Consider the following 14654-nt stretch of genomic DNA (forward strand, 5'->3'; position numbering starts at 1 on the left):
GGCAAATGCGGCGGACGGCAACGTCCGCCGCATTTTGCGTCGGCGTCCTCCCTTCTCCCTTTGCGGCAGAAGGTGGCGCGAAGCGCCGGATGAGGGGTTCTATCCGCGCATCACAATGTGCGAGACTCACGCAGGCATACCCCTCACCCAAGCGGGGTCGTGGCAACCGGCGTCGCTGCCCTCTCCCGCAAGGGGAGAAGGCATATCGCTGCGCTTCGGCGAAGAAGTAGATCCGACAATCACGGCGTCAAAACGCCGATGCGCGAGATCGCTACTTCCCCTCGCGCTCGACCTTGTCCTTTGCCTTCTGGTTCATCTCGCGAACCTTGGGATCGGGATTGTGCTGCCCGGTGGTCTGGCTGGTCGAGGGCGGCGTGGCATTGGCGTTGGGCAGTGAGTTCTGGTCCGGCGTGCTGGGGCGCGTCGCGGTGGTCGGCGGTGTGGTGTTGCTCTGGGCGTATGCGCCAGTGGCCGTCAAAAGCAAGGCGCTCGACAGCAACGAGACTGCGAGCGCCTTTGAGGTATGGGTCATCGATCTGCTCCTGTCAGATCGATGCAAACGGCGCGAGGCCGCCTTGTGTTCCCGCCTTTATGCTTCCAATTGCTTGCCGAGCGGAAGGCTGCGGATGCGCTTTCCGGTCGCGGCGAAGATGGCGTTCATCAGCGCCGGCGCGAATGGCGGGACGCCGGGCTCGCCCACGCCGCTCGGCGGCGTGTCGGATCCTGGCGGCACGATGTAGACGTTGGTCACAGCAGGGGATTCGTCGATCCTGAGGACCTGGAAGTCGTCGAAGTTCTTCTGCTGCACCTTGCCGTCCTTGAAGGTGATCTCGCCGTATTTGGCCAGACTGAGCCCCATGATCGCCGCGCCCTCGATCTGGGAGGCGATGCGCTCGGGGTTGACATAGGTGCCGCAGTCGATGGCGGTGTCCACCCGCGGCACGGTCAGCTTGCCCTTGTCGTCGACGGCCACCTCGACGATGGTCGCGATATAGCTGACGAAGCTGCGGTGCACTGCGATGCCGAGGCCATGGCCCTTCGGCACCTGACGGCCCCATTCGCCCTTCTCGGCGACCAGCTCGACCACCTTGCGCAGGCGCGCGGTGTCGATCGGATAGCTATCCATCGGTTCGCCGTAGTTCCACATGTCCTTCACAGCAGGCTTGACGATGCGCGGGCTGCCGATCAGCGCGAGCAGCGTCTCCTTCTGGTCGCGGCCGGTTGCATGGGCGATCTCGCCCACCATCGACTGGACCGCGAAGGCGCGCGGGATGTTCGAGACCGAGCGGAACCAGCCGATGCGGGTGAACGCCGCGGCCTCCGGGTTCTCGCAGGAGATGTTGGCGATCTCGAAGGGCATGTCGACGAGGCCCATGCCGAGCTCGAAAGGCGCCTGGTGCTTTGCATCTGCCGCAAACGTCGAGCCGATGCTCGGGGCCACGCTGCGATGGCGCCACGCGATCACCTTGCCGCTTTTGTCGAGCCCCGCCTCGATCCGTTCCACGGAGACCGTGTGCAGGAAATCGTGGTGGACGTCGTCCTCGCGCGTCCACTGCACCTTGACCGGGACGCCGAGCTCCTTCGACAGCAGCGCGGCCTCGAGCGCAAAGTCGCATTTCGACTTGCGGCCGAAGCCGCCGCCGAGCAGCGTGACGTTGACGGTGACATTGCCCTCGGGAATGCCGAGCGTCTTCGCAACGTCCTCGCGCGTGCCGCCCGGGCTCTGCACCGGCGCCCAGATCTCCGCCTTGTCGCCCTTGACGTCGGCGACCGCCACCGGCGGCTCCATGCTGACATGGGCAAGATGCGGCAGATAATATTCGCCGACGACGACCTTGTCGGCGCCCTTCAGAGCAGCCTCGGCGTCGCCTTCCTGGCGCACCACAAGACCCGGCTTGCGCGAGGCCTCCTCGAGCTCCTTGCGGTAGGCGACGGAATCGTATTTGCCGTTGGCGCCGTCGTCCCAGGTCAGCTTCAGCGCGTCGCGGCCCTTGATCGCCGCACCGGTGTTGCGCGCGATCACGGCAACGCCGCCGAGCGGCTGGAATTTCGACGGCCACGGCCAGCCGCGCACCTGCATCACCTTCTCGACACCGGGGACCTTCAACGCCGCGTCCGGATCGAACGAGACCAGCTTGCCGCCGGTCACTGGCGGGCGCGCGATCACGGCATACTTCATGCCAGGCAGCCGCACGTCGGCGCCGTAACGCGCCTTGCCGGTGGTAATGTCGTGGAGATCGACGATGCCGATCTGGCCCTTGCCGAGATAGCGGAAGTCCTTGGGGTCCTTCAGCTTGAGCCCTTCGATGCTCGGCACCGGTTCCTTGGCGGCATCGGCTGCGAGCTCGCCGAAGCCAAGCTTGCGGCTCGTTGCGCTGTGGACGACCTCGTGATTGACGGCCTTGACCTCGGTTGCCGGCACACCCCAGCGTTTCGCGGCGGCTTGCTCCAGCATGGTGCGGGCGGAGGCACCGATCTGGCGCATCGGCATCAAATAATGCCGCGTGCTGCGCGAGCCATCGGTGTCCTGGTTGCCGAACTTGACCTCGTCGCCATGGGCCTGCTCCACCTTGACCCTGGCCCAGTCGGCTTCCATCTCCTCGGCCACGATCAGCGGCAGGCTGGTGCGCACGCCTGTGCCCATCTCGGCGCGGTGAGCAAGGATGGTGACGGTGCCGTCGGGTGCGACCGCGACGAATACGCGCGGATCGACCACGACGCCGTGCGGCATCTTGCCGGCGCCGGTCTCGTAGGCGAACGCCTGGCGCGACATCACGGGCGCCGCGAGCACGAAGCCGCCTGTGATGCCGAGCCCCTTCAGGATGCTGCGGCGCGAAACCTTCTCGACCTTGATGTTCTTCTCGAAGCCACGAAGCTTCTTCGGGTTGTCGATGAAATTCATGTCACACTCCCGTCGATGCGAGATGGACCGCATTCTCGATGCGCTGGTAGCAGCCGCAGCGGCAGATGTTGCCGGACATCGCTTCGCGGATCTGGTCGTGCGACGGCTTTGGGTTGTCCATCAGCAGCGCAGCCGCCTGCATGATCTGGCCCGCCTGGCAGAAGCCGCATTGGGGAACGTTGACTTGGCGCCAGGCCTTCTGCACCGGGTGATCACCGTTCGGATGCAGTCCCTCGATCGTCGTGATCTCGCGGCCGGCGACGTCGTTGATCGACGTGATGCAGGCGCGCACGGCTTCCTTGTCGACGATGACAGTGCAGGCGCCGCACAGGGCCTGGCCACAGCCGAACTTGGTGCCGGTCAGACCGGCCTCGTCGCGCAGGAACCAGAGTAGCGGGAGATCCGGGTCGCCGTCCCAGCTCTGTTCCTGGCCGTTGATCTTCACCTTGATCATGATCGTCCCTCGCTCTTCATAAGCTTGTTGATTTCAGATTTTCCAGATGCCGGTCGGTGCAATGTCCGCTGCGCGGCGTCGCATTCCAGCGGTCATCCCGCGCGGGCAGATCCCGGCAGGACTCAGGAATGCCAATGTCATGTCCGGATGTGTTCGATACCTCCCGTCGTGTTCTTGATTATTGAATTCGCGCGGCATCGTCACGTCGCGATCTTAGCAAGGATCGCTTCGGTCTAGCATTCACAGCCGAGTGTTCTCTAGTCAGCTGTTCTCGATGGGAAAAGATTGCAACGAAGGTTTGTCAAAAGCAGGGCGCCGCATCTCGCCGCGCGCATCTCGATATGGGGACAACAAAAAAAAGCTTCGTCCGCCAGAACACCTGTGCGGACGAAGCAGGATGCCTCAGTCGAGGGAGGGAGAAACGCAAGCGCCGCGCACTTCAAGCGGGAAGTGGTGGCCCTGCGCAGTCATTCAGAGACCAGGACTGAGGGAGCTGACGGCCCCCACACAGGTGCAGTCGAGAAGCGGCGGCATCGCCGCGATCGTCCCGGCCGGCTCCGTCCGCTCGCTGGGTGTGGTGGAACCAGCGAGCGAATGGGGCGCGGCAAACGTCAGGCGGCCTTTGCTCAGGCGGCCTTGGCCTTCGCGACGTGGGTCGCGATCGCGTCCATCAGCGCCGGCGACAGGCAGTCATAGGGCTCAAGTCCAAGCTCCTTGAACCGAGCCCGTATTCCGCCCATCTGCTCCGGCTTCACGCCCGATTCGATCACCGACGAGACGAAGGCGGCGAATTGCGGCGCCTGCGAACCCTGCTCCTGGAACAGTTCGGGGTGGATGAAGTCGAGGCCGTAGAACGGGTGACTCTTGTTCTCGATGCGGCCGTACATATGCGTGCCGCAGGCCTTGCAGGCGTAGCGCTGGATCGCCGCCGATGGATCGACGATCTGGAGCTTGTCGCCGTTCTCGAGCACGGTGACGTTCTGGCGGGGTACCACGGCGACGACGGAGAAATTCGCGCCCTGCGGTTTCCAGCACTTGGTGCAGCCACAGGCATGGTTATGCGCGACGTCGCCCTTGACGGCGACCTTGACCTGATGGTCGCTGCATTTGCATACGAGCGTGCCGCCGGCGAAGCTGCCGCTGCCCTGTTTGATGCCGTTATCGATCGAGGGATGGAGTGCAACAGTCATGGGTCGATCCTCCTTGGGGTGACGCTTTTCGAGCTAGAACACGACGACTGAACGGATCGATTTACCCTCATGCATCAGGTCGAAGCCTTTGTTGATGTCTTCGAGCTTGAGCGTGTGGGTAATCATCGGGTCGATCTGGATCTTTCCGTTCATGTACCAGTCGACGATCTTCGGCACGTCGGTGCGGCCCCGCGCGCCGCCGAAGGCGGTGCCGCGCCAGTTTCGCCCGGTGACGAGCTGGAACGGGCGGGTAGCGATCTCCTTGCCGGATTCGGCAACGCCGATGATGATCGAGGTGCCCCAGCCACGATGGCAGGCCTCCAGCGCCTGGCGCATCACCGTGGTGTTGCCGGTGCAGTCGAAGGTGTAGTCGGCGCCGCCGTCGGTCAGGGTCACGAGATGTGGGACGATGTCGCCGGTGATCTTCTTGGGATTGACGAAATCGGTCATGCCGAACCGGCGTCCCCATTCCTCCTTGGAGTCGTTGATGTCGACGCCGATGATCTTGTCCGCGCCAGCCATCTTGGCGCCCTGGATCACGTTCAGGCCGATGCCGCCGAGCCCGAACACGACAACGTTGGAGCCCGGCTCGACCTTGGCGGTGTTGACGACGGCGCCGACGCCGGTGGTGACGCCGCAGCCGATGTAGCAGCTCTTGTCGAACGGCGCGTCCTCGCGGATCTTGGCGACCGCGATCTCCGGCAGCACGGTGAAGTTCGAGAAGGTCGAGCAGCCCATATAGTGGTAGATCGGCTTGCCCTTGTAGGAGAAGCGGCTGGTACCGTCGGGCATCACGCCTTTGCCCTGCGTCGCGCGGATCGCGGTGCAGAGATTGGTCTTCTGGCTAAGGCAGCTTTTGCATTGCCGGCATTCCGGCGTGTAGAGCGGGATGACATGGTCGCCCGGCTTCACCGAGGTCACGCCAGGACCGATCTCGCGGATGATGCCCGCGCCCTCATGCCCCAGGATCGACGGGAAAATTCCCTCGCTGTCGAAGCCGTCGAGCGTGTAGGCGTCGGTATGGCAGATGCCCGTCGCCTTGACCTCGACCAGGACTTCGCCGACCTTCGGTCCTTCCAGATCGACTTCGACGATCTCGAGCGGCTTCTTGGCTTCGAAAGCGACGGCGGCACGTGTCTTCATCTTAAGCTCCTCAAATTCCAGCAGGGCGCCAAGAACCAGGTCCTGGTCGGGCTCCGCTCGTTCACTTCTTGCCCATGCACGAATCTTCGTTCTTGGTATAGGCGTCGTTCTTGTCCTCGTGCTTGCCGGGTCTTGTGCGGCCCCAGGCCTCGTTGGATCGGGCGCGCAGATAGACGTAGAGATCGTCCATGTAGCAGGCGACGTTCGGGTTATCGCCGAAAGCCGGCATCACGTTCTCTGCGGCAGTCGAGATGTTCTTGCGGCCGGAGGCGACGACGCCGAGAAAGTCGGCATAGCTCATCGTCTTCAGCGAATCCTTCAGCGCCGGGGCGTAGGTCGAGCCCATGCCATCCGGGCCGTGACACACATGGCAGTCCGAGTGATAGCGGCGGTATCCGGAATAGGTGTACCAGTCGACGGATCCGTCGGTGATCTTATAGGTTGGATTGCCTTCCTTGTCGGACCATTCGCCGGTTTCGTTCTGCTTGACGGCAGTCGGATCGCCTGAGCCGTCCGCGACGGCAATTCCCCCGGACGCGACCAAGAACATCGCAGCAATGGCAGAGCAGATTTTACGCAAGAGATTTTCCTCGGAAGGCATTCGGTGAGACGAGCCGGCGCGTGGAGTTGATCCACGCGCCGGAGCGATGCTGAGAGGCCTAGTTGGGCAGCGAGAACACGGTCAGCGTTCCGCCGAGTGCCGTGTAGTTGCTGAGCGCCGCGTAGCCACCGACTGCGCCGAGACCGGCGGTCGGATCGGTCAGGCCTGCCGCCAGACCGATACCGGCCCAGCCGCCCACGCCCGAGAGCACTGCGACATACTGCTTGCCGCCGTTCTCATAGGTGGTGACGTTGCCGATGATGCCGGAGGGAGTCTTGAACTTGTAGAGCTCCTTGCCGGTCTTGGCGTCGACTGCCTTCAGGTAGCCTTCGAGCGTTCCGTAGAACACCACGTTGCCTGCGGTTGCGAGCGCGCCCGACCAGACCGAGAACTGCTCCTTGTTCGACCAGACGATCTTGCCGGTCTTGCCGTCCCAGGCGATGAAGTTACCCATGTGGGTTTCACCCTGCGGCGGATACATCGAGAGCGTCGCACCCACATAGGGCTGGCCCGCAGTGTAGCTCACCTTGAACGGTTCGTAGTCCATGCAGACGTGGTTGGTCGGAACGTAGAACAGCTGCGTGTCCGGCGAGTAGGCTGCCGGCTGCTCGTCCTTGGTGCCGAGCGCGGCCGGGCAGATGCCCTTCACGTTGTGGTCCTCGCCCGCCTTGTCGGTCGAAGCGGTGTCGAGCACCTTCGGGCGGCCGTAGGTGGCCGAGTTCTTGTCCATATCGACGCCGGAGGTCCAGTTCACCTTCGGATCGTACTTTTCGGCGACCAGGAGCTCACCGGTGGCACGATCGAGCGTGTAGCCGAGGCCGTTACGATCGAAGTGCGTCAGCAGCTTGCGCGGCTGGCCGTTGATGGCCTGGTCCGAGAGGATCATCTCATTGACGCCGTCATAATCCCACTCGTCGTGGGGCGTCATCTGATAAACCCACTTGGCTTGGCCGGTGTCAGGGTTGCGAGCCCAGATCGTCATCGACCATTTGTTGTCGCCGGGACGCTGCTTCGGATTCCAGGTCGAGGGATTGCCCGATCCGTAGTAGACGAGGTTCAGCTCGGGATCGTAGGAGATCCAGCCCCAGGTGGCGCCGCCGCCGATCTTCCACTGATCGCCTTGCCAGGTCTTGAGGCTGGAATCCTTGCCAATCGGCTTGCCGAGCGCGGTGGTCTTCTCTGCATCGACCAGGATTTGATCATCCGGTCCTTCGGAGTAGCCGCGCCAAGCCAGCTTGCCCGTCTTGATGTCGTAGGCGGTCATATGGGCTTGAACACCGAACTCGCCGCCGGAGATGCCGATCAGCACCTTGTCCTTGACGACCATGGGGGCCGAAGTACCGGTCTCGCCCTTGCTGGCGTCGCCGTTCTTCGCGGTCCATGCCACCTGACCGCTCTTGGCATCGAGCGCGACGAGCGTGGTGTCGGCCTGATGCAGGAAGATCTTGCCGTCGCCATAGGCCAAGCCGCGGTTGACCGTGTCGCAGCACATCACCGGGATCACATTCGGATCCTGCTTCGGCTCGTACTTCCAGACGATCTTGTTCTCGTTGGAAAGGTCAATAGCGTAGACCTTGTTCGGGAACGGCGTGTGGACGTACATCATGTTGCCGATGATCAGCGGGCCGCCTTCGTGGCCGCGCAGCACGCCGGTCGAGAAGGTCCAGGCGACCTGGAGCTTGCCTACGTTTTGTGCGTTGATCTGGTTCAGCTTGGAATAGCGGGTGTTGGCGTAGTCGCCCGTCGGCATCACCCAGTCTTTCGGGTTCTGCGACATCTTGAGCACTTCGTCGTTGGCCGACGCGCTGCCGACGGCGAGGGCCGCCGCGGAGCCAAGATAGGCCGCGAGTAGTACCTTGCGCATAGTCATTCCTCCATTGGTCTCGTTTATTGTTTCCGAAGCATTGCTTAATCGCCGGGCTTTTCGTCCGGCGTCTGCTCGTGCAGGGCGGTCACGATTGGGACCAGAAACGATGCTGTGGTGTTTCCTCCTCCTGATGAGAGCCACGGGTCCACGTGCGGAGCGGCCCGTTCTTGTTGTTCCTGATGCAATCCCTAACGACTTCGTTATCGGGAAACTTGCCCAAGAGAGAAGCTGGTTTGCTTGACAGCGCACGGCCGCGAAGATTTTGATTTTGCAGTAGCGAATTCAGCGGCTTCCGCAGCGCTTTGGGACCGTCTCCCACGCTTAGGTTCCCCTTGACGGCGCTGCAACTAAGGCGGAGGATTAACTTACAAGGGTGGCATTGGAACGACGGCGCTCGTTCTGGAAGATCGCTCAAAATCGAGGTAAACGTCACGCAATCACGGTTCAGGGCTCCGGCAGCGCGGCTCGCGATTCGCGTAAAATCTCCGGATCAAACCAGTGGCTGGATTAATGTCCGACACGATTCACACGCTCTCGACGACGGGCATGACGCCGAAACGTCAGATCCAAAGCTGGATCGACGGGCTGACGAGCCTGTGCGGGCATTTCGACGTCGATCCGCTCGAAGCGTCTTCGCTCGAAGGCCGCATCGACTACACCAGCGTCTCGCGCCTGAAGCTCTGCCAGATCGAGGTCAGCCAGCATCGGATTGCGCACACGCTGGCGCGCGCCAAGGCCAATGAACACCCGTATATCAAGATCCACTTCCAGACTTACGGTGTGTCCTATTTCGAGCAGGAAGGCCGCCACATCGAGCTGAACCCGGGGGACATCATCGCCTATGACGTCTCCTGTCCGCATTCGATCATCAGCCCCGCTTTCACGCGCCATGACGTGGTGATCGTGCCAAAGGCGCTGCTGCGCGACCGCGGATTCCCGTCGCAGCGAATGCCCGCCTGCAAATTGACCTCACGCACCGGGACGGGGCGGATCGCCCATGATTTCGTCCATGCGACCTTCGACGAGGCGGCGAAGCTGTCGGCGAACAGTGCGGTCGGCGTCGCCGATTCGCTGATCGACCTCTTGCTGCTGCCGCTGCGCGAGGCCGACACGATGCTCGATCGCGTCGGGCCCGAAGCGACCTATGTGCGCGCGCAGTTCTTCATCCGCGAGCATTTGCGCGATCCGGATCTGTGCATCGACCAGATTTCCGGCGAGCTCGGCTGCTCCAAGCGTTATCTGCACATGCTGTTCTCGGAGCGCGGCACCACGGTGAGCGACTACATCTGGCAGGCGCGTCTTCAGAATTGCCGCCAGGAGCTCGAGGCCCACGCCGGCAAGACCATCACCGACGTCGCATTCTCCTGGGGCTTCTCCAGCTCATCGCATTTCAGCCGGGTGTTCCGGAAATATTTCGGCGTGGTGCCGTCCTCGATCCACAAGGCGCAACAGGGCGCGGTTGCGGCGGACGAGCACTAGGCAAACGCCAGGTTCGGCGTCGACGACAGCGGTTGCCCGTCACGCGCCCGCGATGTCTCTCACGCCGATATGGCGATGTAGGGAATGCTTATTAGGAGAGCGGCGAGCAGCACCGCGTTGCCCAGCATCCCGCTCCAATGCAGCCGGCGCAGCCGACGCGGGGCCTCGGCATCGCCGGCGTCCGTGGCGCTGAGCTGTTCGTCCATCCGCTGCATGAACCCGCGGCGTCCGTAGATCGCCAAGGCTGCAAGGAGGCCGACGCCCATCGCTGCGACCAGACGACCGTCGAGCAGGAAAGCTACTGCTCCGATAATTCCGGCAACGCGCATCACCAGAAAATGGGCATTGAACATTCCGCGCAAAAGCTGGGCCACGGGCTGGATATCCAGTTTCACCAGCAGGAAGGCCGGAGACGCCAGCGTGAAATAGCCCATCGGAAACAGCAGGATGATCATGACGGCTACGGCAACGCCATCCGGTGTCATGGGATCGGCCTTTCTCGTCCGCGCCGGTGAGACCTTCCCAGCAGCGTCGCACAATCATAGCGGGAAAATACGTTTCCGGCACTAGGCTTTGGTCGGATGTTGCGCCGCGAAGGGCGTCTTGTCTCCCGGTTCAGGAGGGCTCGAGGCCGAGCGACCGCGCGCTCTCGATCCAGATCGGCAGCTCGCGCTGATATAGGGCGTTGGTGTCCTTGAAGCCGATCGCGGGTTCGAGCACGAACGTGTTGAGAACCTCCTTCACCTTCGGATCGTTGTTGGCAGCGACGCAAAGCTCCGCCAAGCGGTCGACGACCGGTTGCGGTGTAGCCTTCGGCACGGCCCAGCCGGAGAAGCCGCTAACGGTGAAGAATTTCGACGTCGCGCCCTGCTCGGGGAGAGTCTTGATATCGGGGATGGCGTCGACCTTCTTCGAATGCACCGCGAACACGGTGCCACGGTCGCTCTGCAAAACCGACTGCGCTGCCGTGTAGCTGCCCATGGCCACATCGAGCGTACCTTCCAGCATGCCCGTCCACATCGGGGCTTCGCCGCGATAGTGGATCGGCTCGATGGCAAGGCCATACTGTTTGTTGAGCTCGTGGACCGTCATATGCGGAGCCGAGCCCGCACTATAGGTGCCGAAGTTGACCTTGCCGCTCTTGCGCGCGAAGGCGACGAAATCCTCCAACGTCTTGACGCCGGTTTTCGGGTTCGCCACCAGCAGGAGGCCGGCGCCCGGAATGACGCTGACGAGCGTCAAATCCTTGTCCATGTCGTAGCCGGGAGTCTTCATCACCACCCGGTTCATGATGTAGGTGGTCGAGATCGAGCACAGGATGGTGTGGCCGTCGGGCTCCGCGCGGGCGACCTCCGCCGTCCCGATCGCGCCGGCGGCTCCGGGCTTGTTCTCGACGACGACGGTCTTTCCGACCTGCTTGGCAATGAATTCACCATAGGCGCGCGCGAGCAGATCGGTCTGTCCGCCGGCGGGATAGCTGCAAATCATGCGGATCTGCCGCGATGGCCACGCAGCCTGCGCCGAGGCGCCGCGCGAGACGAAAGGCATCACGAGTGTGGTGGTGCCGGCGGCGATGAAGTGGCGGCGATCGAGTTTTGCGGACATGATTCTCTCCCGGGTTGTCGGCGACGGTACTGCATCGGGTCGCCTCTGCCATGGGTGGCTGGCGAGACAGATTGGCGCATTCGACGGGCCGCGCTGTGCCTATTCGGGCGTCATCCGGACAATCGCACTTTTCGCATGACACGCAGCCAGACGATTTCAGTCAGGGCTACCGCAAGCAAGCCGAAGGTGCCGCCGATCAGCACGTTGACGATGCGCTCCTCCGCGATGCCGCTGGCGCTGCCGGCGAAGGAAGCGGCCAGCGCGATGAAGAAGCAGCGCAGGCCGAAGCCGACGATGTAGCGGGAGAACGCGATCAGCGTGAGGGTGGCCGCGAGAACCGCGAGCGCATAGCCGACGCGGCTTTGCGGCAGCACCATGCCGGCGAGGAAACCGAGCGGCACGCCGGCGACGGCGCCAATCGCCCGCTGCTTCAGCTTGCCGGTCGAAGCGGCGAGATCGCCGACCACGACGCTTGCGGCCGACCACATCACCCATTGGCCCTGCGCGAGCTCGAGGATCTCGACCAGCGCCGCCGCAGCGAACACTGCAAGGGCGGTTGCCGCCGCGGGCACAAACCACTCGGCCGCGGGCGCTCCGAACGAGGTCGCGGCATCGCGCACCGTCGCTGGTCGTAAATCCGGATGGCGCAGACCAGAGCCAGCGCGATCGGAGAGGACACGATGATCATGCCGGCATGGCGCAGGGCTTCCGAGGCGCTCACGCCCTCCCGCACCTCGCAGGCGAGATACACGGCGGGGATGAACACCCAATTCCCGAGCGTGCGGAAATGTTCGCCATGGCATGTCACCGCGACCGCAAGGAATCCGGCGAGCGCCGTCAGCACTGCGAATAGCGGCTTGATCGGGGCGGCAAGGAAGAGCGCGGCAAAAGTGAGGAGGATGGCAATGTAGTAACATACGATAACCTTCGGCGGCAGGTGCAGCCGTAGCGCCGGAATGAGCAGCGAGACCGCGACCAACCCGAGATTCAGCAGCGCCGTCTCGCGCGCGACGAAATAGGCGGCGACCATCGGGCCGACGACGATCAGCGCCCGCACCAGCTCGCCGGTCTTGATTTCGCGCGAGAGCAGATCGCGCAGGCCTGCTGCGGAAGGATTCACGATGCCACCAGATGGCCGAATGAAAACGGCGGTATCATAGGGTGCAGAATGTCGCCGAGCCAGCGATGGTTGTAGTGGGCCCATCGCCGACCACTTTATCCGTCATTCCGGGAGCCGGACGCTCCGGTCACCGCTGAATGATCTTCATCCAGACGTCGCCGAGGATTGCAGGCTCCTGCGGCGGCAGATAGCTCAGCCCCGCCTGCCTGCCGAATTCGGCGATCTTGCCCTCGGCGGCAAGCCCGCTCAGCGCCTTGTTGACGGCGTCGATCAGCGCCGGATCGCTGGCCAGCCCGACATAGCCGCGATTGGCCCCGATCGGATAGTAGTAGCCGGACGCGGTGATCGCCGTATCGGGGTGCGCGGCGCGATGGGCGTCGAGGCGGCCGAGGTCGATCAGCGTCGCGTCATAGTCGCCACGGGCAAGTGCGCCGAGAAGATCATCGCGGCCGGGGACGAGATGCGTGATGTGGTCGATCAGGCGCCCCTTGTCGAAGGTCATGAGGATCGCATCGCCGAGCGAGCCGCTCTCGATGACTAGGCGCAGGCCGGCGAGGTCGCCGATGTCGCCGATCTTGCGACCCCGCGCCTTGGGTCCGAGCACGACTGTCATCGGCGAGTAGACATAGGGCTGGCTCGGCGCGAGCACGCCGAGCGCGACGCGGCGGCGTCGGTCGTCGCGGGTGGCGCCGGCAAAATCCGGCAAGCGCGCCGTTTTCATGCCGGGCTTGACGAGGGAGTCCGTCGTCAGCGCATAGCCGCCGACGAGCGAGCAGCGCCCGTCGGACAGCAGCGCATTGGCCTCGAGCTGCGGGCTCGAATCCTCGTCCAGCTTGCTCTCGAACCACTGGATCGTCAGCGGTCGTCCGAGCCGGTCGGCGATCGCCTCCGCCAGCAGCACGTCGAAACCCGAGTCCGGCTTGCCCTTGTGGTGCACCGACAGCGGTGGCCGGTCCTCGTCGAGACAAATCTTGAGCGGATCGTCGGCCGCGCGTGCAGCCGCGGCCGCCGCCGCGAGGATTGCGGCAATGCTCCAAGCGGCCAGCCAGCGCCTCATGGTTTTCTCCGGCTCGAGATGAAGGCCCAGAGATTCCCGATCTCCTCGTCGCTGAGAATGTCGGCCCAGGGCGGCATCTTGTTGTTCTTGCCGTTCTTCACCGTGGTGACGAAGCGCGTCTTGTCGTCGGGGAAAGGCGCGCAGGTCCGGCGTGATGGTGCCGGGGTTCATCATGTTGGGGCCGTGGCAGTGCGAGCATTTCTCGGCATAGGTCGACTTGCCGTGGTCGATCTGTGCCTGCACGGGATTGCCGGTTGAATCATCCGCGGCACGAACGGCCGCCGCAAGCGCGACCGTCAGCACCGCGACGGTGGCAAGGATCGCCACCGTCCTGTACGTCACCTCTTTCAGCATCGTGCCGTGGCTACTGCTTGACCGCAAAAACCCACAGCGAGCCCCCAGCCGGTACCGTGGCAAGCCGCTCGTCACCGGAGAAGATCGAGTAGACGCCGCCGTACCCGCTCGTCACGGCGACATACTGCACGCCGTCCTGCTGCCAGGTCACCGGTTGTCCCTCGATGCCCGAGCCGGTCTGGAACTGCCAGAGCTTCTTGCCGGTGTCGGCGTCGAAGGCCTCGAACTCGCCGGTCAGCGCGCCCGAGAACACGACGCCACCCGCGGTCGACAGCACGCCCGAGAAGCGCGGGATGTCGCTGGGCGCTTCCCACTTGGCCTTCCCGGTCATGGGGTCGATCGCCCTCAGATGCCCGCGCGGACCATCACCCCATTCCCAGAGGTCGGTGAGGTCCATGCCGAGATACCATTCACCCTGCTTGAAGGTGACGGGCTCGGTCTTGTAGTGCCCGCCGAAGGCGAGCGTGTTGGCGTAGGCGAGCCCGGTTTGCGGGTTGAAGGACATCGGCTCCCAGTTCTTGCCTCCAAGCAGCGACGGAAAGACAACGACCTTCTTGCCCTCGCGCGCGTCCTTGCTGACATCGGTCTCGATCGGCCGGCCCGTCTTCATGTCGATTCCCGTCGCCCAGTTGACCTTCACGTAAGGATTGGCCGCAAGCAGCTTTCCGTTGGTGCGGTCGAGCACGTAGAAGAAGCCGTTGCGGTTGGCGTCCATCAACACCTTGGTCGGCTTGCCCTCGACGTTCATGTCGGCGAGGACCATCTCGGCCACGCTGTCATAGTCGAACGGATTGTTCGGCGAGAACTGGTAGTGCCACTTGATCTTGCCGGTCTTGGGATCCATCGCCAGCACGGAGCAGGTGTAGAGGTTGTCACCCGGGC

Annotated in this window: 14 protein-coding genes and 1 pseudogene; 1 reads left to right on the forward strand and 14 read right to left on the reverse strand. The window is 63.5% G+C overall.

Annotated features, from left to right (window positions below):
- Positions 1-271 precede the first annotated feature (271 nt).
- The 7 genes from BRA1253DRAFT_RS32500 to xoxF5 all read right to left on the reverse strand — a co-directional run bounded on the left by BRA1253DRAFT_RS32500 (position 272) and on the right by xoxF5 (position 8154).
- Entirely contained in the window at positions 272-532 is a 261-nt protein-coding gene (locus BRA1253DRAFT_RS32500) for a hypothetical protein (protein WP_007601361.1), read from the reverse strand.
- 57 nt (positions 533-589) lie between these two features.
- Positions 590-2902 (reverse strand): molybdopterin cofactor-binding domain-containing protein, encoded by a 2313-nt coding sequence (locus tag BRA1253DRAFT_RS32505; RefSeq protein ID WP_007601362.1) that lies wholly within the window; start codon positions 2900-2902, stop codon positions 590-592.
- Between the two features lies 1 nt (position 2903).
- Positions 2904-3356, reverse strand: a complete 453-nt coding sequence (locus tag BRA1253DRAFT_RS32510) for a (2Fe-2S)-binding protein (RefSeq protein WP_007601363.1) — start codon at positions 3354-3356, stop codon at positions 2904-2906.
- 626 nt (positions 3357-3982) lie between these two features.
- Positions 3983-4546, reverse strand: coding sequence for an S-(hydroxymethyl)glutathione synthase (gene gfa / locus BRA1253DRAFT_RS32515; protein ID WP_007601364.1), 564 nt, complete (start codon positions 4544-4546; stop codon positions 3983-3985).
- Between the two features lie 33 nt (positions 4547-4579).
- Positions 4580-5689, reverse strand: coding sequence for an S-(hydroxymethyl)glutathione dehydrogenase/class III alcohol dehydrogenase (locus BRA1253DRAFT_RS32520; protein WP_007601365.1), 1110 nt, complete (start codon positions 5687-5689; stop codon positions 4580-4582).
- A 61-nt stretch (positions 5690-5750) separates the two neighbouring features.
- Entirely contained in the window at positions 5751-6239 is a 489-nt protein-coding gene (locus BRA1253DRAFT_RS32525) for a c-type cytochrome, methanol metabolism-related (protein WP_007601366.1), read from the reverse strand.
- A gap of 109 nt (positions 6240-6348) precedes the next feature.
- The gene (gene xoxF5 / locus BRA1253DRAFT_RS32530; RefSeq protein ID WP_007601367.1) at positions 6349-8154 is read right to left on the reverse strand and encodes a lanthanide-dependent methanol dehydrogenase XoxF5; all 1806 of its coding nucleotides are present in this window, start codon (positions 8152-8154) and stop codon (positions 6349-6351) included.
- Positions 8155-8667: 513 nt separating this feature from the next.
- Between xoxF5 and BRA1253DRAFT_RS32535 the strand changes: the two genes are divergently transcribed.
- A complete protein-coding gene (locus BRA1253DRAFT_RS32535) occupies positions 8668-9636 on the forward strand; it encodes a helix-turn-helix domain-containing protein (protein ID WP_007601369.1) in 969 nt (322 codons plus the stop codon).
- A gap of 59 nt (positions 9637-9695) precedes the next feature.
- Here the strand turns inward: BRA1253DRAFT_RS32535 and BRA1253DRAFT_RS32540 are convergent, their stop codons facing one another.
- The 7 genes and pseudogenes from BRA1253DRAFT_RS32540 to BRA1253DRAFT_RS32565 form a co-directional block, all read right to left on the reverse strand.
- The gene (locus tag BRA1253DRAFT_RS32540; protein WP_007601372.1) at positions 9696-10121 is read right to left on the reverse strand and encodes a hypothetical protein; all 426 of its coding nucleotides are present in this window, start codon (positions 10119-10121) and stop codon (positions 9696-9698) included.
- Between the two features lie 130 nt (positions 10122-10251).
- Positions 10252-11241, reverse strand: a complete 990-nt coding sequence (locus BRA1253DRAFT_RS32545) for a tripartite tricarboxylate transporter substrate binding protein (RefSeq protein ID WP_007601374.1) — start codon at positions 11239-11241, stop codon at positions 10252-10254.
- Between the two features lie 110 nt (positions 11242-11351).
- Positions 11352-11786, reverse strand: coding sequence for an FUSC family protein (locus BRA1253DRAFT_RS45610; protein ID WP_245286014.1), 435 nt, complete (start codon positions 11784-11786; stop codon positions 11352-11354).
- Positions 11729-12361 carry a hypothetical protein gene (locus BRA1253DRAFT_RS45615; protein ID WP_035994373.1) on the reverse strand — a complete coding sequence of 211 codons (633 nt, stop codon included), beginning with the start codon at positions 12359-12361 and terminating at the stop codon, positions 11729-11731. Before BRA1253DRAFT_RS45615 ends, BRA1253DRAFT_RS45610 begins: the two co-directional genes overlap by 58 nt.
- Positions 12362-12488: 127 nt before the next feature.
- Complete coding sequence (locus BRA1253DRAFT_RS32560; protein ID WP_035995565.1) at positions 12489-13418, reverse strand: ABC transporter substrate-binding protein; 930 nt, start codon at positions 13416-13418, stop codon at positions 12489-12491.
- Positions 13415-13772, reverse strand: a pseudogene (locus BRA1253DRAFT_RS42230) (cytochrome c). The gene BRA1253DRAFT_RS32560 and the pseudogene BRA1253DRAFT_RS42230 overlap by 4 nt, the downstream one beginning before the upstream one ends.
- A gap of 10 nt (positions 13773-13782) precedes the next feature.
- Positions 13783-14654 (reverse strand): PQQ-binding-like beta-propeller repeat protein (locus tag BRA1253DRAFT_RS32565; RefSeq protein WP_007601378.1); only part of this gene is annotated, 872 nt, incomplete at its 5' end.

This window comes from Bradyrhizobium sp. WSM1253, from assembly GCF_000244935.1.
GTDB classification, from domain to species: Bacteria; Pseudomonadota; Alphaproteobacteria; order Rhizobiales; family Xanthobacteraceae; genus Bradyrhizobium; species Bradyrhizobium canariense.